Raw genomic sequence first — 20,749 nt, 5'->3', positions numbered from 1 at the left:
CGGTTGAACTGCTGGAGCCATTCTGAAACCTGAAGTTCCTGTAGCCTCCTTAGTGAATGTGACAACGTAGTTATAATCTTTTCCATTATTTTTAGAGAGATAGTCTTCTTTAACAGTATAACCACGTTTACGTAATTCCTCTTTCTTGGCATCAACTTGGTTCTTGACTGCTGCTTTTACTTGATCATCTGTTGAACCTTCCGCGATTTCAAGAGGAGTTCCATTGATATCTCCCAGAAAACCTGCAATATCTTTCATTTTATCAAAGTTATAAAATACATTTACTTTGACCTTTTGAGGAGCTGGCTGTTCTAGACTTCTACGATTTCTGCTAGCGCGCGGTTGAACTGCTGGAGCCATTCTGAAACCTGAAGTTCCTGTAGCCTCCTTAGTGAATGTGACAACGTAGTTATAATTTTTCACAGTAGTATCTTGTTCAAAAATAATGTCATTTTTCACATAATACCCTCTAGCAGCTAGGTCTTTTATCTTGGCTTGAATTTTTTCTTTTACTAATTCTTTTGCCTGTGCTTCACTCGTTCCAGCAGGAATTGTAACAGTGTTATCTTCTCCTGGGTCAGATAGGAAACCATGAATATCTGGCATTCCAGCGAAGTTATAGCTAATATTTACAGTTCCATCTGGTTCTGATGTTGAACGTGCTACTCTTCTTGCTCTTGCTTGAACTGATGGAGCATTTCTAAAACTTGAAGCCCCTTCTGAAGTTGAAGAAGGTTGTGTTGGAGATGCTACTGCTGATCTGGAAGTCCCACTTGCACCATGACCAATCGCTGTGCTTCCATTGTCAATAGTAGTTCCACCAGGACCATTATTGGTCAAGCCTTCTCTACCATAATTCGGACTTGAAACTTCTTCACCTGGAACATCCAATGCATTGATTTCATTTTGATATTTTTCTGTAACAGTAGCTACTTCTTCATCGTCTTTTGCTTTGTTAATTTCTTCTATTGCTTTATCTTGTAACGTCTTTAATGCTTCTTTTAATCTTGCCTTTTCATCTGCATCAGTAACTTTTTCAATCGCATCTGCTTTTATTTTAACAACTTCACCGATATTATCATCTATGCTCTCCTTTTTAGCTGACTTCAAGGCTTCTTCCTTCTTAAGTTCTTCTTCTGATTTTGGCTCTGGAGTTGATGTTTCTGGAGTCGGAGTTGATGTTGCTGAATTCCCTGAATCATTTGTAGCATCTGCAGATGGAGTATTGGAAGATTCTGACGGTGTTTCAGATTTACCTGATTCTCCAGCTGGCTGTGTAGCAGAATTAGACTCGCCTGATGTGACCGGTGCTTCTTCACTTGGGGTTACCGGTGACGATGTTGAATCACTTGGTTGGGTAGCTGTTGAATCACCTGTAGGAGTTGCAGATGGTGTTCCAGACTCTTCTGAATGATTACCTGTTGATGGAGATTCAACCGAAGAAGCTGATTCATCGTCTTTCGGTGCTGAAGCCACTGGTTCTTCCGCTTTTGGTGTTGTTCCTGATGGCTCGTCCGCTTTCGGTGTTGTTCCTGATGGCTCGTCCACTTTCGGTGCTGAATCCTCTGAATCTTCTACTTTCGATGTTGAAGCCGCTGGTTCTTCTGCTTTCGGCGCTGGTGTCGATGGCTCTTCCACTTTTGGCGCTGGTGTCGATGGAGTCTCTTCTTTCGGTGCCGGTGTCACTGGCTCTTCCGCTTTTGGCGCTGGTGTCGATGGAGTCTCTTCTTTCGGTGCCGGTGTCACTGGCTCTTCCGCTTTTGGCGCTGGTGTTGCTGGAGTCTCTTCTTTCGGTGCCGGTGTCACTGGCTCTTCCGCTTTTGGTGCTGGTGTCGATGGAGTCTCTTCTTTCGGTGCCGGTGTCACTGGCTCTTCCGCTTTCGGTGCCGGTGTCGCTGGTTCCTCTGCTTTCGGCGCTGGAGTCGCTGGCTCTTCCACTTTTGGCGCAACTGAGACTGAGGTTTCTGATTTCGGTGCTGATACTGCTGGTGTTTCCACAACTACTGGTGTCGTTTGTTTAACAGTAGTAGTTTGCTCTCCAGTTACAGTATCTGTCTTTGTTTCAACTTCATAACTTTGACGGCTACCAGAATTATCAATCGACACTTGCTGTCTTTTTACTTCTGTATTTCCATCTTTTAGAAAAGCCTCTTCGCTAAAATACAATTGATTATTAGCAAAAATCAAATCTCTATTTGCAATACGATTTATCTCAACCAAACTATCAACAGATAGCCCTGTTGCTCCACTAATAGCACTCAGTGTATCTCCCCACTTGATTGTGTAGTGTGATAAATTGTCTATATTTTGAATATCAGCTTTTACTTCTGCAACTGTTCTGGCTACCCAAACACCATCTTGTTCACTGGCTGACACAGTTGGAGCTAAAAAGCCCAGACCTAGCAAAATGACACCTGTCGCAACAATTGCACCAGTTCTCAATTTTCTAAAGCCACGTAGGGACAAGCTTCCTCTAACATTTGTTTGTCTCATAATGTTTATTTTTCCTCACTATTCTATATTTTCCAAAGTAGACCCTACCTAGGTCTACTAGCCTATGTTTGCGATATGGGTAGGCTTCTACAGATTTATCTATCTATTTTCAAGATAAGATTTCTATAGATTTTTATGCACAATTCCATATATAAGTTACGAAACCCCTTTCTAATAAATTCCATAGCTTTAGTATATCATATTTAAACACTAAAGTACAAAGAAAGCAACTGAAAGCAATGATTTTCACCACTGCTTTCGGTTCTATTTTGAATTGTTAAATAGCCATTCTCTATCCACCATTCTTGAATAGAAAAACAAGATGCTTTCTCTATTTCCAGAATCATTTTTTCTAACTTATTCGCCATCCAGCAAGAGTTCTTTTGGCTGTTTTCTAAGGAGATTGCTTGAAGCAAGCGCCATAACTAGAACCACTAGAACCAAGGCAAGGACAAAGACGATGATAAAGTCTGATGTCTGAATAGAAATGTCTAGGCTCGACAAGGTCTTGCTAAAGCCATCTACTTCTGCACCACCACCAAGGTTAGATGCTTGAGCAGCCTTGCTAGCCTGTTTGGCAACACCTGAAGTGACATTGGCAAGAACAGTATTTCCGATTGCACGCGCTGTGTAGCTGGCTAGGAAATAAGCAGAAACAAGAGCAGGGATAGCAATTAAGATGGATTCTATGATAAATTGACCCAAGATACTTGCCTGCTTGAGACCGATAGAGAGGAGGATTCCCACCTCCTTGCGACGGGCGTTGATCCAAAGGCTGAGCAAGAGGGCAAGGAGAAGGACTGAGAAGCTCAAGCTACCCCAGAAGAGGAGATTGGCCATCTTGTACATACCAGAGATGGATTGCTCAAGAGCTGGGTAGTTAGAGGAGCTCTTAACTAAAGTATAGCTCTTCCAGTTGATACCACTGATGCCATTCAACTCTTTCATAACATCATCCAAGTTTTTGTCCGCTGTCACAAAGAAGGTTGCGTCCCCATAAATAGCTGTGTCTTCTGTGTATCCATAAAGTTTTGCAGCAGTGTGAATGTCTGTGATAGCTGTATTTTCGTATAGTTCTTGTGAATAGGTTACTGCCGACTTATTGTGACCATCAAAGAGTCCCTTGATTGTCACTTCGACTGTTTCCTTGGCACCTTTTTCATTATCGGCATCGTAGATATTAGAGTCTAGTTTGACCTTATCCCCTACTTTCCAGCCGTGTTTGGCTGCCAAGTCCTTGTGCAGGAGGATCTTGTCCTTGTCGTCGTTGGTTAGGTGCTCACCTTCGACCAACTTATAAGAACCAGAGACAAACTTGTCTTCTTTAGAAGAGTCATTGACACCTGTAATCATCAAGCTACTTCCAAAATGTTTGGCACGGTCAGGTGTCAGATTTTTCTTGGTATCTGGCGTTTCAATAAGTTCATAGCCAGTCAAATCCCCGATAGCGTTGATGCGTTTAACATAAGACTCGATGGCCTTGTTTTCGGTGATTTTTTTGATATCTTCACCCTTAATATTCCCAGCACCACGTGGCGTACCTTGATTGACGCGACGGTTAATCTGCATGGAGAAGCTGTTGGTGATATTTTTAAATGTCTCCTGAGAAGCCTTGGCAGTAGCTCCCTTGATTGACAAGCCGACCAAACTCAAGCTCGCCATGAGGAGAATAATCAGGAAGATGACAATCGATTTGAAAAACTTCCTTGTAACATAGGCAAATGCGTTGTGTAACATAGGTTCCCTTTCTAGATGTTGTTCTATTTTATAGTTCTAACAGAAAAAAGCGCGTATTATTTCGTAGTATTGCGAGTTTCAGTCAGTTTCTTATCCTTCAACTCAAGTGTAATATCTGACGCTTGTGCCACTTCTTTACTGTGGGTTACGACAATGACACATTTACCTGTTTTCTGAGCAAGTGATTTGAGCAGTTCGACAATATCTCCAGCAGTCTTAGGATCCAAATTTCCTGTTGGCTCATCAGCTAGAATGACTGGAGCTTCTGAGACCAAACTACGAGCAATGGCAACACGTTGCTGTTGACCACCTGATAACTGGAGAACATTCCGCTTGATCTGACTTTCATCCAAACCAAGCTCAAGAAGTGTATCCTTGCTTGCCTTTTTGTTGACCAAGCGGATATTTTCCAGTGGAGAAAGATAATCTATCAAATTATAATTTTGAAAGACCAAGGAAATATGGTGCATGCGATGGTAAGAATAGCCTTTCTTACGAATGTCCTCTCCTTGGAAAAGGATAGAACCTTCAACAGGACTATCTAGACCAGCAAGCAGGGACAAGAGAGTGGATTTTCCTGCTCCTGATTCTCCAATAATACTGTAAAATTTCCCGGGTTCAAAATTATAATTGATCTGATATAGGACTGCTTCAGCAGTGTTCTTATAACGGTAGGTAACATCTTGTAATTGTAATAAAGTCATGATTTCTCCTTCTTAACTAATAGATGATAAAATTTCTTTAGGCGATTTTCTAAATAAGAATAGGAAACAAAGGGCTACAGATAAGCAACTAATCAACAACAGAAAGACATAGGACTCTGCAAAAGATAGGATGCTGGCTGATAAACCACTTGCTTTGGCTAGCGTGTCTTGTAAGGCTGCCTGATCTCCACTTGCTAGTAGTGTTTGGAGTAGGTAAGATGTGATTGCATTTCCTGCAACAAATGCTGGAAACAAAGCTCCAAGAGACACCAAAACAACCTCTAAACAAAATTGTAGGAAGATCGAGCTCTTGCCTTTTCCAAGTGCAAGTAAAATTCCCACTTCGTAGACCCGCTCTCTCAACCAGAGAGACAAAACCAGAATTAAGGCTCCTGCTCCTGATATCATAATCCCATAAAGGAAAATAGTGAGGAAGGTTTGGAAGGTTGCAACTGAGTCTTTAATCTGTTCAAAGGCCTTGTTTTCCTTCTCGACTTGGTAGCCTTGATTTTCCAAGGCCAAGTTTTCCACCTGCTTCAAGAGTCCGTCCATTTCCTTAGGATTTTCTACATAGAAGCGGGCTGCACTGACTTGAGGTTCACTATTTCCCAAAAGGCTTTGGCTACTTTCATAATCTGTAAAGACCTGGTTTTCACTGAAGTCAGAAGACAAACCTGTGAATTTCTCCTGTTTTTTACCAGAAAAGACTCCAACAATCTCAAACTCCACTGTTTGCCCTTTGCCAGATTCTGACTGTCCAGCATTCAAGCGAATCTTGTCATGAAGCGAAAGATCGTTCTTCTTAGCCAACTCTTCGTGGATCAGGATTTTCTTGGAATCCCCTTTTTGAAGGTGTCGCCCTTCTTTTAAGTTGAAAGCCGAGCTAGTAAAGGTCACATCCTTAGATGAATCTTCAAGAGCTGTTAAGCTAACCAAATTCTTATCCGCAGCGGACAAATCATCACGTTCCACGCTCTGCTCGCCACTCACTGCTTCCTTGTCTTTTAGTTTTGCGACCGTCTCGAGTTCAGGAGAAACATTTTCCAGTCCCTTAATCTTGCTTACAGATGCTAGGTCTGACAACTTGAATGTCTGACCATTTTCTATCTTCTTAATAGAAAAAGAGGTATTGAGTGATTTGTAAAGATTGGTTTCAACTGTTTTGTTGGACTTCATCAGAGTCAAACAGGCTGAAATTCCAGCCAATAGGACCAATAAAATCAGAAATAAAATAAAACTTCTCAGTCGTTTTCTGCTGACATAAGCCCAAACTCTTTGGATCGGATTCATTTGTCACCTCCATATTTGTAAGACTATTATAAAATCCAAATATGAAATGTTTATGAAATACAAAAAAGAGCAAAATTTTTTTGCTCTACTTGAATTATATGAAAACAAAAGAGCTAGCCTAAGCTAACTCTTATCCTATGCGGAGAGAGGGACTTGAACCCTCACGACCTAAAGCGGTCACAGGATCCTTAGTCCTGCGCGTCTGCCAATTCCGCCATCCCCGCGTTGATTACTTTACTAGTATATCAACTTTTAGGATGCTTGTCAACACTTTTTTCAAATTTTTTTCATTTCATCAACCAAATTACTCAGAAATTTCATTTAGATTTTCATCTACTAACTTAGCTCCAAGTGTATTTTTGAAATGTCCAAGGGCAAATTGGTGATTTTCAGGCCAGATGGAAGCAACAGCTGATTTAACAATCTCTATGTCATATCCTAGATTATAGGCATCTATAGCTGTATGCAGGACACAGATATCCGTCAAGACACCTGTTAAGATAACGGTAGACACTCTCCGCTCTCTCAAACGGATATCCAGGTCAGTCCCTGAAAAAGCTGAGTAATGACGTTTATCCATCCAAAAGACACGACTGTCTGAACCATGCTCTTGATAAAAGGCCCGCAAATCTCCGTATAAATTCCGTCCACTAGTCCCAATCAAATTGTGAGGAGGAAATAGTTTGCTTTCTGGATGGAAACAATCGTTTTCTTCATGAGCATCAATAGTAAAGAAGATGTAGTCTCCTCGTTCAAAAGCTAATCGAGTTACCTTGCTAATAGCATCCGAAATCGCCTGAGCTGGAGCGCCTGCTGTCAATTTTCCACTATCTGCAACAAAATCTTCTGTATAGTCAATCGAAATTAAAGCCTTAGTCATTAGTAATCTCTTTTCTTCACTTCTTCAAAAATATCTGAAATCAAGACCTTAAGATAGGTTCCCTTCATTCCAAGTGAGCGACTTTCAATAATCCCTGCCGACTCAAGTTTACGAAGGGCATTGACAATCACAGAACGGGTGATGCCAATACGGTCTGCAATCACAGACGCAGTCAACTGCCCTTCATATCCATTTAATTCCCCTAAAATGGCTGAAACAGCACGGAGTTCGGAGTAAGAAAGGGTATTAACCGCCATGGTAACAGCAGTACGGCGACGGATATTTTTCTCATCTTCTTCACGCTGGAAGTTGAGGAGTTGAATCCCAACAACGGTACTCGCAATCTCAACAAGAATCAAGTCCTCGTCATCAAATTCTTTGTCATTGCGCCAAATAATCAAAGAACCAAGGCGAATCCCTGATACATGAATCGGCGCAATGGTCGTCAAACCATCTGGAAAGTCGGCACGACTTTCCACAGGGAAAATACTCAAATCATGATCAACTGTCAGATTGGCTTCTGTATCATAAATCATGTTGGCCCCCTGAATATATATATCAGGGAAAATCTTAGTTTGGAAGAACTGCTCTACACGATCCGTATTGGTTTTGTAACGCATAAAATAACCAAGGAGACGTCCCTTGCTATTAACGATACAGGCGTTACAGTCAATAATATCAGCCAATTGACGGGTAATCGCATTGTAGGGAAGTTCTTCCTGCAACTGCTCGTCTGAGCGCTTCAGGATAGAAGTAATTTTTCTAGTTTTTTCTAATAAATGTGCCATTTTTCACCTCGAATTTAATCGCTATCATTATAACATAAACAGCTTGAATTTTCAATTATTATCTGAAAATTGCTTATTTAATTGCAATTTGAAAAAACAAGAATATTTTTAATTAAATTGCTTCTTTTCTATTGACAAGCTCCCTATTTTTGTGTATTATAATATTACAAGAAGATAATATATCTATTTTATTTATCTTTCTTTTCCATTCGGTCTCCTTATATAAAAAAGCGATTCATTTTGAACCGCTTTTTCTTATTTATCGCCCTTGTTACGAATAACAAATCCTGTTTGCTTTTCACTTGAAGTATTGCGTGGTTTTTTATTGTCTTTATTACGGTAACGTCTGTCTTTATCAAAACGATCATTGCCACGACTTCCTTTTTTGAAATCATCACGACGACCACCACGACGGTTGTCTCCACGGCGATTATCACGACGGTCATCTCCACGACGACCTCCCTTACCTTTACCACCGAAGCCATTACCTGATGGTTTAAACGGTAGTGGTTTTTCACGCGCAATCTCTACCTCAGGAAGGCTATCTGGATCTTGAACAGTCAGACTCAAGATATACATTGCCAATTCTTCTGGAGTAAATTCGGCAGCCAGCTTACGAGCATCCTTACCAAATTTCTCAAAGTTGGCACGGATAGTCTCATCTGCAAAATCACGTTCGATTTTCTTGAGAGCTACGTGTTTTTTAGCTTGGAAGGCTTCTTCTGCACTTGCTGGTTTGAGACCTTTCATGCGTTTCTTAGTCAAGTTTTCAATGATTTGAAGGTAGCCCATTTCATTTGGTGATACGAAAGTAATAGACTGACCTGACTTACCAGCACGACCTGTACGACCGATACGGTGAACATAACTTTCAGGATCTTGTGGAATATCGTAGTTATAGACATGGGTCACACCTGAAATATCCAACCCACGCGCTGCAACGTCTGTCGCAACCAAAACATCGAGATTACCATTTTTGAAGTCACGAAGGACACGAAGACGTTTGTTTTGGTCCAAATCACCATGAATTCCTTCTGCACGGAAGCCACGGATTTTCAAACCACGAGTCAATTCATCTACACGACGTTTTGTACGACCAAATACGATAGCAAGCTCAGGCTGTTCCACATCCATGAGACGAGTCATGGTATCAAACTTTTCTTGTTCTTTAACACGAATATAGTATTGGTCAACCAATTCTGTTGTCAATTCCTTAGCAGCAATCTTGACATGCTCAGGTTCTTTCATAAACTGAACACCGATACGTTTGATGGCATCTGGCATAGTTGCTGAGAAAAGCAAAGTTTGACGGTTTTCAGGGACACGAGAAATGATGGCCTCGATATCTTCTAGGAAGCCCATATTGAGCATTTCATCCGCTTCGTCAAGGATAAGAGTTTCAATATCTTGTAATTTCAAGGCCTTGCGTTTAATCAAGTCCAAGAGGCGACCTGGAGTTCCCACCACGATATGGGCACCAGATTTAAGAGCCTTAATTTGTTTTTCAATGCTTGATCCGCCATATACTGAGCGGACTTTGACTCCCTTACTACGACCAAAGCGGAAAAGTTCTTCTTGACTTTGGACAGCAAGTTCACGAGTTGGAGCGATGACCAAGGCTTGGATGGTTGCTTCTTCTGTACGGATTTTTTCAAGGGTAGGCAAGCCAAAGGCTGCAGTTTTTCCTGTACCAGTCTGAGCTTGACCGATAACGTCCTTGCCTTCAAGGGCCAAGGGAATGGTTTGTTCTTGGATCGGACTGGCTTCTACAAAACCAGCTTTTTCAATCTCTGCTAGCAAATCAGCAGACAAGTTTAATTCATTAAATTTCACGATATTCTTCTTTCTAAAGGTGGTGCGAAGCCACCCTATAGGGCTTAGTTTATACTTTTCTTTTTATGACGTATTTTCATATACTGGATATAAAATCGTGTTGCTTCTTTTCCACAAAAGAAAAGTACTGTTTTCTTTGCAACCTATCTAGTATAACACAAGAGAGAAGCAAAAGATAGCCCAATCTATCGATAAACTCATGTAAACGATTTTTCAGAGAAAATAAGGATGAAATTTCCACTATTCATAAACTTTTTTAAAGCGTAGCAGAATTGTGCAAAAGTTTTTTTCTTATGCTAGAATGAAATTCGAATAGGAGGAACTCTAAATGTTAACTTATGATTTAATCGTTATCGGATTTGGTAAAGCTGGTAAAACACTAGCAGGTAAATTGGCTTCAGCTGGCAAAAAAGTTGCCCTTGTTGAACGTAGCAAAGCTATGTACGGTGGAACTTGTATCAACATCGGTTGTATCCCAACTAAAACTTTGCTAGTTGCTGCTGAGAAAGACTTGTCTTTTGAAGAAGTCATTGCTACCAAAAACACTATCACTGGTCGCCTCAACGGTAAAAACTATGCTACTGTTGCTGGTACAGGCGTAGATATCTTTGATGCGGAAGCTCACTTCCTTTCAAATAAAGTCATCGAAATCCAAGCTGGTGATGAAAAGAAAGAACTGACTGCTGAAACAATCGTCATCAACACTGGTGCTGTTTCAAACGTCTTGCCAATCCCTGGACTTGCTACAAGCAAAAACGTCTTTGACTCAACAGGTATCCAAAACTTGGACAAATTGCCTGAAAACCTTGGTGTCCTTGGTGGTGGAAATATCGGTCTTGAATTTGCTGGTCTTTACAACAAACTTGGAAGCAAGGTTACAGTCCTAGATGCCTTGGATACTTTCCTTCCTCGTGCAGAACCTTCCATCGCAGCTCTTGCTAAACAATACATGGAAGAAGACGGTATTGAATTGCTTCAAAATATCCGTACTACTGAAATTAAAAATGACGGTGACCAAGTCCTTGTCGTAACTGAAAACGAAACTTACCGTTTCGATGCCCTTCTCTACGCAACTGGACGTAAACCAAACGTAGAACCACTTCAACTTGAAAATACAGATATTGAACTAACTGAACGTGGCGCTATTAAAGTAGACAAACATTGTCAAACAAACGTTCCTGGTGTCTTTGCAGTTGGGGATGTCAACGGTGGACTTCAATTTACTTACATTTCACTTGATGACTTCCGTGTTGTTTACAGCTACCTTGCTGGAGATGGCAGCTACACACTTGAAGACCGTCTCAATGTACCAAACACTATGTTCATCACACCTGCACTTTCACAAGTTGGTTTGACTGAAAGCCAAGCAGCTGATTTGAAACTTCCATACGCTGTCAAGGAAATCCCTGTTGCAGCAATGCCTCGTGGTCATGTAAATGGAGACCTTCGCGGAGCCTTCAAAGCTGTTGTCAATACTGAAACAAAAGAAATTCTTGGAGCAAGCATCTTCTCAGAAGGTTCTCAAGAAATCATCAACATCATCACTGTTGCTATGGACAACAAGATTCCTTACACTTATTTCACAAAACAAATCTTCACTCACCCAACCTTGGCTGAGAACTTGAATGACTTGTTTGCGATTTAAGTTGAGATTTAATCGTATTCAACAGCCCTCTTTGGGCTGTTTTTACTTCTTCGAAATCTCAAATCTGTCTTTTCCCTCTTTTATGATATAATAGAAGCATGAAATTAAAAACTACTTTGGGCCTTCTTGCTGGGCGTTCTTCTCACTTCGTCTTGAGCCGTCTTGGCCGTGGAAGTACGCTCCCAGGAAAACTAGCCCTTCAATTTGATAAAGATATTTTACAAAACCTAGCTAAGAACTACGAGATTGTCGTGGTCACTGGAACCAACGGAAAAACCTTGACAACTGCCCTCACTGTCGGCATTTTAAAAGAGGTTTATGGTCAAGTTCTGACTAACCCAAGCGGTGCCAACATGATTACAGGGATTGCGACAACCTTCTTAACAGCCAAATCTTCTAAAACTGGGAAAAATATTGCCGTCTTAGAAATTGACGAGGCCAGTCTATCTCGTATCTGTGACTACATCCAGCCAAGCTTATTTGTTATCACCAATATCTTCCGTGACCAGATGGACCGCTATGGTGAGATTTACACAACTTATAAGATGATTTTGGATGCCATTCGTAAGGTGCCTACGGCTACTGTCCTCCTCAATGGTGACAGTCCCCTTTTCTACAAGCCAGCTATTCCAAATCCTGTTCAGTATTTTGGTTTTGACTTGGAAAAAGGGCCAGCCCAACTGGCTCACTATAATACCGAAGGTATTCTTTGTCCCGACTGTCAAAGCATCCTCAAATATGAGCACAATACCTATGCAAACTTAGGTGCCTATATCTGTGAAGGCTGCGGATGTAAACGTCCTAATCTGGACTATCGTTTGACAGAACTGGTTGAGTTGACCAACAATCGTTCTCGCTTTGTCATCGACGGACAAGAATACGGAATTCAAATCGGTGGGCTCTACAATATCTACAATGCCCTAGCTGCGGTTGCTATCGCCCGTTTCCTTGGTGCCGATTCCCAACTCATCAAGCAGGGATTTGACAAGAGCCGTGCTGTCTTTGGACGCCAAGAAACCTTCCATATCGGTGATAAAGAATGCACCCTTGTTTTGATTAAAAATCCAGTCGGTGCTACCCAAGCTATCGAGATGATTAAACTAGCACCTTATCCATTTAGCCTATCTGTTCTCCTCAATGCCAACTATGCAGACGGTATTGACACTAGCTGGATTTGGGATGCGGACTTTGAACAAATCACTGACATGGACATTCCTGAAATCAACGCTGGCGGTGTTCGCCATTCTGAAATTGCACGTCGTCTTCGTGTGACTGGTTACCCAGCTGAGAAAATCACTGACACAAGTAATCTGGAACAAGTTCTTAAGACCATTGAGAATCAAGATTGCAAACATGCCTATATCCTGGCTACCTATACTGCTATGCTTGAATTCCGTGAACTACTGGCTAGTCGTCAGATTGTTAGAAAGGAGATGAACTAATGGTTTATACTTCACTTTCCTCAAAAGCTGGCAATTACCCCTATCAGCTCAACATTGCCCACCTCTACGGAAACCTCATGAATACTTATGGGGACAATGGAAACATCCTCATGCTCAAGTATGTGGCTGAAAAACTGGGAGCCCATGTGACAGTTGACATCGTTTCACTTCATGATGATTTTGATGAAAATCACTACGACATTGCCTTTTTCGGTGGCGGTCAAGACTTTGAACAAAGTATTATTGCAGACGACCTACCTGCTAAAAAAGAGAGCATTGACAACTACATCCAAAATGACGGTGTGGTTCTCGCTATCTGCGGTGGTTTCCAACTATTGGGCCAATATTATGTTGAAGCTTCAGGTAAACGCATCAAAGGGCTAGGTGTCATGGGCCATTATACCCTCAACCAGACCAATAACCGCTTTATCGGTGACATCAAGATTCATAATGAAGATTTCGATGAAACCTACTATGGCTTTGAGAATCATCAGGGCCGTACCTTCCTTTCTGATGACCAAAAACCGCTGGGACAGGTTGTCTATGGAAATGGAAATAACGAAGAAAAAGTCGGCGAAGGTGTTCATTATAAGAATGTCTTTGGTTCCTACTTCCACGGGCCTATCCTCTCTCGTAATGCCAATCTAGCTTATCGTCTAGTCACTACTGCCCTCAAGAAGAAATACGGTCAGGACATCCAACTCCCTGCCTATGAGGACATTCTCAGCCAGGAAATCGCTGAAGAATACAGTGATGTCAAAAGCAAGGCTGACTTTTCTTAAACAAAGGAAAACCATATCAAAGAACTCCGCTATCATTTCGGAGTTCTTTTTGTCTTTTCTTTTACCCTTCTCCCTTGCATTTTCTCTCTTTTTTTGCCAAAATAGAGGGGTAGAAAGAAGGTAGCATATGTCTAAATTACAACAAATCGTAACATATCTTGAATCAGAAAAACTAGACGTCGCTGTCGTATCTGACCCCGTCACTATCAATTACCTCACTAGCTTTTACAGTGATCCCCATGAACGCCAAATGTTCCTTTTTGTCCTAGCAGATCAGGAACCCCTCCTCTTTGTCCCAGCCCTTGAAGTGGAGCGTGCTACTAGCACTGTTTCCTTCCCAGTTGTGGGCTATGTGGATTCTGAAAATCCTTGGCAAAAAATGAAACATGCTCTTCCACAACTTGACTTCAAACGTGTCGCTGTTGAGTTTGACAATCTCATCTTGACCAAATATCATGGCTTGAAAACAGTTTTTGAAACTGCTGAGTTTAACAACCTCACTCCTCGTATCCAACGCATGCGCCTCATCAAATCAGCTGACGAAGTGCAAAAAATGATGGTTGCAGGTATCTATGCGGACAAGGCTGTTAAAGTGGGGTTTGACAATATTTCTCTTGATAAGACTGAGACAGATATCATCGCCCAAATCGACTTTGCCATGAAACGTGAAGGCTATGAAATGAGTTTTGATACCATGGTCTTGACTGGTGATAATGCTGCAAATCCACACGGTATTCCAGCAGCAAACAAGGTTGAAAATGATGCTCTTCTCCTCTTTGACCTCGGTGTTCTGGTCAACGGCTATGCTTCAGATATGACTCGTACAGTCGCTGTTGGTAAACCAGACCAATTCAAGAAAGATATTTATAACTTGACTCTTGAAGCCCAACAAGCTGCTCTTGACTTTATCAAACCAGGTGTGACTGCCCATGAAGTGGACCGCGCTGCCCGTGAGGTCATCGAAAAAGCTGGTTACGGTGAGTACTTCAACCACCGTCTCGGTCACGGTATCGGTATGGATGTCCACGAATTCCCATCTATCATGGAAGGGAACGACATGGTCATCGAAGAAGGCATGTGCTTCTCTGTTGAACCAGGTATCTATATCCCTGGTAAAGTCGGTGTTCGTATTGAAGACTGTGGTGTTGTTACCAAGGATGGCTTTGACCTCTTTACAAGCACCAGCAAAGACTTGCTTTATTTTGATTAAAATTCTTCGAAAATCTTCCCACAATAAAACGCATAGTATCAAGGTTTTTCAACACCTGATACTATGCGTTTTTCTTATTTGAAAGACTTTTGACTCAGCCTCATTACTTAATCTTCTTGATACTTTGACTAAGGATAAATCCTACAATCATCCCTACCATATTTTGCATGAAATTTGGTAAAATTTCTGGTAGAGCTGCAGCCCAGCCATTCATCAATGTAGAGCCCAAGGCGTAACCCCCTACCATGGCAATCGTTGCTAAGATAAGGCCTAACCACTGAGTTTTTCCTTTAAATCCTGCGAAAAATCCCTGCAAGCCATGGTTGACCAAGCTAAAGAACATCCACTGAGGATAGCCTGATAAGAGGTCAATCAAGAAACCTGCTAGTCCTCCTACTACAGCCCCTTCACGACTACCAAAGTAGAAGGCCGTAAAGAAGACACCCGCATCTAAAAGAGTTAAAATGCCTGTCGGTGTTGGAATTTTTAAGAAATAACCTAGAACCACAGAGAGGGCGGTTAAGAGGGATACAAGGGCGATTTTAGTTGTTTTGGTTTGCTTCATATTGTCTTACTCCATACTGATCTGCTTGTGCAATGGCACGGTAAACGAAAGCCTTCGAGCTTTCTACTGCTGATAAAAGTTCATCACCTTTAAGCAAGTGACTGGCAATGCTAGAGGCAAAGGTACAACCTGCGCCAGCATTTTGCCCTTGAATGACGGGATTTTCTAGGACTGTAAAGTTTTGTCCATCATAAAAGACATCTACAGCCTTGTCCTGACTAAGGCGATTGCCTCCCTTGATGATGACTGCTGGCGCTCCTAAGTCATGCAATTTCTGCGCTGCAGCTTTCATATCTTCAAGGGTTTTAATCTCTTGATCTGCTAGTAATTCTGCTTCAGGAAGATTAGGTGTAATCACACTGACATGAGGGAAAAAGCGAATCAACTCTTGGCAGAGTTCACTAACTGCTACGTCGTGTGTTTCCTTGCAGACCAAGACAGGGTCCAGAACCACAGGCACTCCTGGGCGTTGCTTGATAAAGTCCAATGCCTTCTCAGCCGCACTGACAGTAGGGAGAAGACCAATCTTAATTCCTGCAAACTCCACATCACGCAAGCTATCTAATTCATGTTGAAAAATGGTATCGTCAGTTGGAAAGACTTCAAATCCTTTTTCTGTCAAGGCTGTCAAACAAGTCACTGCTACAAAGCCATGCAAGCCGTTCAAGGTATAGGTAGCCAAATCAGCTGACAGGCCACCACCACTAAAAATATCATTTCCAGAAAGTGCTAAAATACGATTATTCTTCATAACGAATCTCCTTTAAATATAGACCATTTGGTGCTGCAGTGGGACCTGCAAGCTGCCTGTCCTTTTTCTCCAAGATTAGGTCAATCTGCTCTACTGGCATGCGGTTATTGCCGATTTTAAGCAGTGTCCCCACCATATTGCGAATCTGCTTATACAAGAAACCATTTCCTGAAAAGGTAAAGGTCAAAAACTGACCTGTCTCATCAACTGCTAAACTAGCTTCTGTGATGGTGCGAACCTTATCCTCTACACTAGTCCCAGAGGCTGTAAAACCGGTAAAATCATGAGTTCCCTCTAACTTTTTGATTGCAATCTGCATGCGTTCCACATCGAGTGGATAGGGAAAGTGAGTGGCATAGTGACGGCGCATAGGATTCTTGGGACGTCCCCTATCCACAATAAACTCATAGGTCTTGCTATGCTTGGCATAACGGCAATGAAAATCATCCGCCACAAGCTCAATCGAAATCACATCAATATCTTCAGGAGACTGGGTGTCCAAAGCAAAACGGAGCTTCTCCTCATCCATCTGATAAGGTAGATCAAAATGAATAACCTGTCCCAGAGCATGAACCCCACTATCTGTCCTACCAGCACCGTGAACAGTAATGACTTGCCCTTTATTTAACCTGGTCAAGGTTTTTTCAATTTCTTCCTGAACGCTACGCGCATGAGGCTGGCGCTGAAAACCAGAAAAGGCGTAACCATCATAGGAAATAGTTGCTTTATATCTCGTCATAACTTCTATTTTATCAAGAAAATAATCTGTAAACAAGGGTCTAAATCAAATATTGTCTGGGTACAAAATTCACAAAAAGAAAAACTTAGGAAACCAATCCTAAGCTCTCTTTTGAAGTAGGTACATGACAAAGATAGAGGTTACAATCAACCATGAGCCTAAAATGGCAAAGACCAACATGCCATTGTGAGTTAGTAACCCAATTGCACCTAGAACAAATGGGGTCGTAAAGGCTCCGAAACTACAGCCTAATACAGCAAATGAAGTCGCTTGATTGAGGAGTTTAGCTGGAATTCGTTCAGAGACAAGTTGAAAGACCGTCGTCAAGGCTACACTGTAGGCAAAACCGGCTAGAATACTCCCTGCCACTACCACCCACAAGGATGGAGACAAGGCAATCACAATTTGCCCTAAGCCAAAAGTAATTCCAGACCATAGGAGCAATTTCTCTTTAAAGATAGAAATCAAGAAAGAGAAACTCACACCAGCCACAATCCCTATCAACTGCATGACACTAAGAACAAAACTAGATAACTGGGCATCTCCAAGTCCTCTTTCCACCATCAAACTTGGAATACGGATGGTAATGGCTGTATTGGTACAAACTACAACTGCCGCTTCAATAGCTAAGATAAAAATCAAGCCCTTCATTTCCCGAGTTAAGCGACTTGCTTCCTTCGTTTTTTTCTTGACTTCTTTCTTTTCTTTTCCATAAGGTACAAAGAGCAGATAAAGGATCAGAACTAAAAATCCAGCACTATAAGCTAAGAAAGTAGCTGTCCAACCAAAGGCCAACAATTGGCCGACTGCCAAGGTAATGAGAGAAGCCCCAACGACCTCTGCAGAACCGCGTAGCCCTAACATCTGAATTCTCGTTTTTCCTTGATAGCGTTCACTGATAATAGAAATGGCCTTGGCATTGATCATCCCAACACCTAAACCAAAAAGAATCCGTGTTCCAAAGACAAAAGGATAAGCTTGGTACCAAAAGGGAGCAGTTCCACTTAGTGATAAAATCAGCAATCCCAAACTGATCTGTAAGCGCTCAGGAAATATTTTTTCTAAGAAACCATTTAGTAATAACATAATCATGATTCCAAAGGAAGGCAAGCTCGCCAAGAGCTCAATTTGTTCCTTAGGATAACCTTGATAATAGTCAAACATGGCTGGCAGGGCACTCGAGATGGAAAAGGACGTAATCAAAACGAGGGAGAGAGCCAAAATACTGGCCCGTTCTAAAAATTGTTTCATGAAATCTCTTTCTATATTTCTCTTAATCTTCTACTTTTTGATAGTCAGCAAACAAGCAAGAAAAGAAGAAGCCTCTTTAGTGTACAGACTCCTTCTTAAACTCGAAAATGAATCCCTTGTGTCTTATACTCAATGAAAATCAAAGAGCAAACTAGGAAGCTAGCCGTAGGTTGCTCAAAGCACTGCTTTGAGGTTGTAGATAGAACTGACGAAGTCAGCTCAAAACATGGTTTTGAGGTTGTAGATGAAACTGACGAAATCAGTAACTATATATACGGCAAGGCGAAACTGACGTGATTTGAAGAGATTCTCGAAGAGTATTAGGATGACTTTCTCTTGATTTGCTTAATAAAGTAGAAGATAAATCCTGCCACCATATAGGCAACAAAGATAATCAGACACCACTTGAACACGACATCCCAACCCTTGTTCACATTCAAAAAGAAGTAAGGGAAGGGACTGACTTTAGAATTAGGAATGTCTAATTTCAGTACCAAGCCATTAAAAAGAGCAAAAATCATATACAGCAAGGGTAAAATCGTCCACACAACTGGATCCCAAATCTTGTATTGACCCTGTTTGTCAAACAAGAGGGTATCTGCTAAAAACCAGAGGGGAACGATATAGTGGCAAAGGAAATTTTCTAGGGTATAGAAATTAGTCGCAATAGGCGCCAATAGGAAATGGTAAATCACACAGGTAATCATGATACTCATGGTGACTCCACCTTTTAAGCGCAAGAGGCTTGGCCTTTGCCAGTTCTCACCTAAACGGCTCATAACCTTTAGGAGATAGAGCGTAAAAATCGCGACTAAGAGGTTGGACAGAACCGTATAGTAGAGAAGCATCCCAAAGCCACCATGCTTGGCGATTTCAAGATAAACTCCCGTAAAAGCCGCTAGAAACAAGAAGATACGGCTATAAAATACAAGTTTATAGTGTTTTGACATGCTTAAATTTTCTTCACAAACTCTGATTTGAGTTTCATGGCACCAAAACCATCAATTTTACAATCGATATTGTGGTCACCTTCTACGATGCGGATATTTTTCACGCGCGTCCCTTGTTTCAAATCTTTTGGCGCACCTTTTACTTTCAAATCCTTGATGAGGGTTACAGTATCACCGTCAGCCAATTTATTTCCGTTGGCATCGATAGCAACAAGACCCTCTTCTACATCTGCAACTTCAGCAGGGTTCCACTCATAAGCACACTCTGGGCAAACCAGTAGGGCACCGTCTTCGTAGACATACTCTGAGTTACATTTTGGGCAATTTGGTAGGTTGTTCATGGTTTCTCCTTATCATCATTCACTATTCTTTGAAAATCAAAATTTCTCGAACAGCAACTATTATACCTTAAAATAAGCATTTTGACAAATATAGAAAAAAACCGATACCAATCTATCGGCTTTTCTATATCTACATTCTTTTTTCAGCTTCTGCTTTGATTTTTTCAACTACTTCTTGAATGTTCAAGCCAGTTGTATCAAGGTAGACAGCGTCCTCTGCTTGTTTGAGAGGCGAAGTCTCACGATGACTATCCTTGTAGTCACGCGCAGCAATTTCCTCTTTTAGGGTTTCAAGATCTGTTTCAATTCCCTTGGCAATATTTTCCTTGTAACGGCGCTCTGCTCGTTCATCTACCGAAGCTACTAGGAAAATTTTCAATTCTGCTTGTGGCAATACAACAGTCCCAATATCACGACCATCCATGACAATCCCACCTTGCTGGGCAATCTCTTGTTGGAGAGAAACTAGTTTCTCACGTACTTCAGGAATTGCTGCAATAGCTGAAACATGATTGGTCACTTCATTTTCACGAATAGGATGGGTAATATCCACATCTCCTACAAAGACAAGTTGTTCTCCAGTTTCTGAGCGCCCAAAACTGATTGGATGCTGGTCCAATAAGTCTAAGAGTTCTTCAACTTGTTCGACTCCTAATTGGTTTCTGAGAGCCATATAGGTCGCCGCACGATACATGGCACCTGTATCTAGATAGGTATACCCAAAATCCTTAGCGATAATCTTTGCGACTGTACTCTTACCACTTGAAGCTGGACCATCGATAGCAATTTGAATCGTCTTCATTTATGACTCCTATCTAGTCTTAATCACATCTCCAGGATTTGCAAACCAAGATCCTGTAGCCATATGTCCAGGATTCAAAGCCTCTAACTGAGCAATCGAGATTCCTGCACGAGCGGCAATGGCGGCTTCTCCTTCTCCAGCCATAACTTTTGTAGTCCCTTCTGGATCAGTTGGATGTTCTGAGCTACTAGATGACTCCTCTACCTTCTCCTCTGAACTAGAAGATGCCTGCTCTGAACTACTACTAGAAGTAGAAGAAACTTGCTCTACTTTTGTATCTGAATCGTGAAAATCTTTCAAGGCTGCCGTGCGATTACTCCCACCCGATGAAAGATAGATAAGAACAATAATCATCACGACTACAATCACAAAGAAAATACTTGCTAAAATAGTCAAGATACGATTAGCCAGCACTCCTCCACCTTGTTCTCTCTTACGACGTTCTGATCTTGTTTCTTCTTGATTCTCATAAATATCTTCTTGCCACGGTTCTTTTGCCATACCTTACTCCTTGTTTTTTTTTACTTTTCTTATTACAATATAAAT

Annotated in this window: 19 protein-coding genes and 1 tRNA gene; 4 read left to right on the top strand and 16 right to left on the bottom strand. The window is 41.5% G+C overall.

Annotated features, from left to right (window positions below):
• The 8 genes from M1F55_RS04500 to cshA form a co-directional block, all read right to left on the bottom strand.
• Positions 1-2,493, bottom strand: a 2,493-nt coding sequence (locus M1F55_RS04500) for a LysM peptidoglycan-binding domain-containing protein (protein WP_247947361.1), incomplete at its 3' end; no start/stop codon positions are given.
• 357 nt (positions 2,494-2,850) lie between these two features.
• Positions 2,851-4,230 carry an ABC transporter permease subunit Vex3 gene (vex3, locus tag M1F55_RS04495; RefSeq protein WP_084927141.1) on the bottom strand — a complete coding sequence of 460 codons (1,380 nt, stop codon included), beginning with the start codon at positions 4,228-4,230 and terminating at the stop codon, positions 2,851-2,853.
• 56 nt (positions 4,231-4,286) lie between these two features.
• The gene (vex2, locus tag M1F55_RS04490) at positions 4,287-4,934 is read right to left on the bottom strand and encodes an ABC transporter ATP-binding subunit Vex2 (RefSeq protein WP_000173751.1); all 648 of its coding nucleotides are present in this window, start codon (positions 4,932-4,934) and stop codon (positions 4,287-4,289) included.
• Positions 4,935-4,946: 12 nt separating this feature from the next.
• Positions 4,947-6,224 (bottom strand): ABC transporter permease, encoded by a 1,278-nt coding sequence (locus tag M1F55_RS04485; protein ID WP_247947360.1) that lies wholly within the window; start codon positions 6,222-6,224, stop codon positions 4,947-4,949.
• A 138-nt stretch (positions 6,225-6,362) separates the two neighbouring features.
• Positions 6,363-6,448 (bottom strand) — tRNA-Leu (locus M1F55_RS04480).
• Positions 6,449-6,528: 80 nt separating this feature from the next.
• Entirely contained in the window at positions 6,529-7,104 is a 576-nt protein-coding gene (locus M1F55_RS04475) for a cysteine hydrolase family protein (protein WP_247947359.1), read from the bottom strand.
• On the bottom strand, positions 7,104-7,892 hold the full coding sequence (codY, locus tag M1F55_RS04470; RefSeq protein WP_223336230.1) for a GTP-sensing pleiotropic transcriptional regulator CodY: 789 nt from the start codon (positions 7,890-7,892) through the stop codon (positions 7,104-7,106). Before codY ends, M1F55_RS04475 begins: the two co-directional genes overlap by 1 nt.
• Before the next feature lie 255 nt (positions 7,893-8,147).
• Positions 8,148-9,725 (bottom strand): degradosome RNA helicase CshA, encoded by a 1,578-nt coding sequence (gene cshA, locus M1F55_RS04465; RefSeq protein WP_004255719.1) that lies wholly within the window; start codon positions 9,723-9,725, stop codon positions 8,148-8,150.
• Between the two features lie 328 nt (positions 9,726-10,053).
• Here cshA and M1F55_RS04460 point away from each other — a divergent pair, with 328 nt between their 5' ends.
• The 4 genes from M1F55_RS04460 to M1F55_RS04445 all read left to right on the top strand — a co-directional run bounded on the left by M1F55_RS04460 (position 10,054) and on the right by M1F55_RS04445 (position 14,804).
• Positions 10,054-11,370 (top strand): FAD-containing oxidoreductase, encoded by a 1,317-nt coding sequence (locus M1F55_RS04460; RefSeq protein ID WP_000958933.1) that lies wholly within the window; start codon positions 10,054-10,056, stop codon positions 11,368-11,370.
• Positions 11,371-11,468: 98 nt separating this feature from the next.
• The gene (gene murT, locus M1F55_RS04455) at positions 11,469-12,812 is read left to right on the top strand and encodes a lipid II isoglutaminyl synthase subunit MurT (protein ID WP_247947358.1); all 1,344 of its coding nucleotides are present in this window, start codon (positions 11,469-11,471) and stop codon (positions 12,810-12,812) included.
• Entirely contained in the window at positions 12,812-13,594 is a 783-nt protein-coding gene (gene gatD / locus M1F55_RS04450) for a lipid II isoglutaminyl synthase subunit GatD (RefSeq protein ID WP_247947357.1), read from the top strand. The genes murT and gatD overlap by 1 nt, the downstream gene beginning before the upstream one ends.
• 127 nt (positions 13,595-13,721) lie before the next feature.
• The gene (locus tag M1F55_RS04445) at positions 13,722-14,804 is read left to right on the top strand and encodes a M24 family metallopeptidase (RefSeq protein WP_247947356.1); all 1,083 of its coding nucleotides are present in this window, start codon (positions 13,722-13,724) and stop codon (positions 14,802-14,804) included.
• Positions 14,805-14,907: 103 nt separating this feature from the next.
• On the opposite strand, the gene M1F55_RS04440 is transcribed toward M1F55_RS04445, so the two are convergent.
• The 8 genes from M1F55_RS04440 to M1F55_RS04405 all read right to left on the bottom strand — a co-directional run bounded on the left by M1F55_RS04440 (position 14,908) and on the right by M1F55_RS04405 (position 20,704).
• Positions 14,908-15,369, bottom strand: a complete 462-nt coding sequence (locus M1F55_RS04440; protein WP_000814989.1) for an ECF transporter S component — start codon at positions 15,367-15,369, stop codon at positions 14,908-14,910.
• Complete coding sequence (locus tag M1F55_RS04435; protein WP_229294628.1) at positions 15,347-16,120, bottom strand: bifunctional hydroxymethylpyrimidine kinase/phosphomethylpyrimidine kinase; 774 nt, start codon at positions 16,118-16,120, stop codon at positions 15,347-15,349. The genes M1F55_RS04440 and M1F55_RS04435 overlap by 23 nt, the downstream gene beginning before the upstream one ends.
• The gene (gene truA / locus M1F55_RS04430; RefSeq protein ID WP_229294627.1) at positions 16,110-16,859 is read right to left on the bottom strand and encodes a tRNA pseudouridine(38-40) synthase TruA; all 750 of its coding nucleotides are present in this window, start codon (positions 16,857-16,859) and stop codon (positions 16,110-16,112) included. The genes M1F55_RS04435 and truA overlap by 11 nt, the downstream gene beginning before the upstream one ends.
• 99 nt (positions 16,860-16,958) lie before the next feature.
• Positions 16,959-18,110, bottom strand: a complete 1,152-nt coding sequence (locus tag M1F55_RS04425) for an MFS transporter (protein WP_023946242.1) — start codon at positions 18,108-18,110, stop codon at positions 16,959-16,961.
• A 320-nt stretch (positions 18,111-18,430) separates the two neighbouring features.
• Positions 18,431-19,060, bottom strand: coding sequence for a Pr6Pr family membrane protein (locus M1F55_RS04420; protein ID WP_247947355.1), 630 nt, complete (start codon positions 19,058-19,060; stop codon positions 18,431-18,433).
• A 2-nt stretch (positions 19,061-19,062) separates the two neighbouring features.
• Positions 19,063-19,401: a zinc ribbon domain-containing protein YjdM gene (locus M1F55_RS04415; protein ID WP_001061596.1), complete on the bottom strand. Its 339-nt coding sequence runs from the start codon at positions 19,399-19,401 to the stop codon at positions 19,063-19,065.
• 130 nt (positions 19,402-19,531) lie between these two features.
• Positions 19,532-20,203, bottom strand: coding sequence for a (d)CMP kinase (gene cmk / locus M1F55_RS04410; RefSeq protein ID WP_247947354.1), 672 nt, complete (start codon positions 20,201-20,203; stop codon positions 19,532-19,534).
• A gap of 9 nt (positions 20,204-20,212) precedes the next feature.
• Complete coding sequence (locus M1F55_RS04405) at positions 20,213-20,704, bottom strand: SAG1386/EF1546 family surface-associated protein (protein WP_001040919.1); 492 nt, start codon at positions 20,702-20,704, stop codon at positions 20,213-20,215.
• Positions 20,705-20,749: the final 45 nt, after the last annotated feature.

The sequence above is a fragment of the Streptococcus mitis genome (assembly GCF_023109235.1).
Lineage (GTDB): Bacteria > Bacillota > Bacilli > Lactobacillales > Streptococcaceae > Streptococcus > Streptococcus mitis_DA.
The sequence above is the reverse complement of the archived record's forward strand: the minus strand, read 5'-3'. Positions and strand labels throughout refer to the sequence as shown.

Bases quoted from the DNA above. Each gene is read 5' to 3' on its own strand.
- vex3 (WP_084927141.1), bottom strand. From the start codon at position 4,230: ATGTTACACAACGCATTTGCCTATGTTACAAGGAAGTTTTTCAAATCG.
- vex2 (WP_000173751.1), bottom strand. From the start codon at position 4,934: ATGACTTTATTACAATTACAAGATGTTACCTACCGTTATAAGAACACT.
- M1F55_RS04485 (WP_247947360.1), bottom strand. From the start codon at position 6,224: ATGAATCCGATCCAAAGAGTTTGGGCTTATGTCAGCAGAAAACGACTG.
- M1F55_RS04475 (WP_247947359.1), bottom strand. From the start codon at position 7,104: ATGACTAAGGCTTTAATTTCGATTGACTATACAGAAGATTTTGTTGCA.
- codY (WP_223336230.1), bottom strand. From the start codon at position 7,892: ATGGCACATTTATTAGAAAAAACTAGAAAAATTACTTCTATCCTGAAG.
- M1F55_RS04460 (WP_000958933.1), top strand. From the start codon at position 10,054: ATGTTAACTTATGATTTAATCGTTATCGGATTTGGTAAAGCTGGTAAA.
- murT (WP_247947358.1), top strand. From the start codon at position 11,469: ATGAAATTAAAAACTACTTTGGGCCTTCTTGCTGGGCGTTCTTCTCAC.
- gatD (WP_247947357.1), top strand. From the start codon at position 12,812: ATGGTTTATACTTCACTTTCCTCAAAAGCTGGCAATTACCCCTATCAG.
- M1F55_RS04445 (WP_247947356.1), top strand. From the start codon at position 13,722: ATGTCTAAATTACAACAAATCGTAACATATCTTGAATCAGAAAAACTA.
- M1F55_RS04440 (WP_000814989.1), bottom strand. From the start codon at position 15,369: ATGAAGCAAACCAAAACAACTAAAATCGCCCTTGTATCCCTCTTAACC.
- M1F55_RS04435 (WP_229294628.1), bottom strand. From the start codon at position 16,120: ATGAAGAATAATCGTATTTTAGCACTTTCTGGAAATGATATTTTTAGT.
- truA (WP_229294627.1), bottom strand. From the start codon at position 16,859: ATGACGAGATATAAAGCAACTATTTCCTATGATGGTTACGCCTTTTCT.
- M1F55_RS04425 (WP_023946242.1), bottom strand. From the start codon at position 18,110: ATGAAACAATTTTTAGAACGGGCCAGTATTTTGGCTCTCTCCCTCGTT.
- M1F55_RS04420 (WP_247947355.1), bottom strand. From the start codon at position 19,060: ATGTCAAAACACTATAAACTTGTATTTTATAGCCGTATCTTCTTGTTT.
- M1F55_RS04415 (WP_001061596.1), bottom strand. From the start codon at position 19,401: ATGAACAACCTACCAAATTGCCCAAAATGTAACTCAGAGTATGTCTAC.
- cmk (WP_247947354.1), bottom strand. From the start codon at position 20,203: ATGAAGACGATTCAAATTGCTATCGATGGTCCAGCTTCAAGTGGTAAG.
- M1F55_RS04405 (WP_001040919.1), bottom strand. From the start codon at position 20,704: ATGGCAAAAGAACCGTGGCAAGAAGATATTTATGAGAATCAAGAAGAA.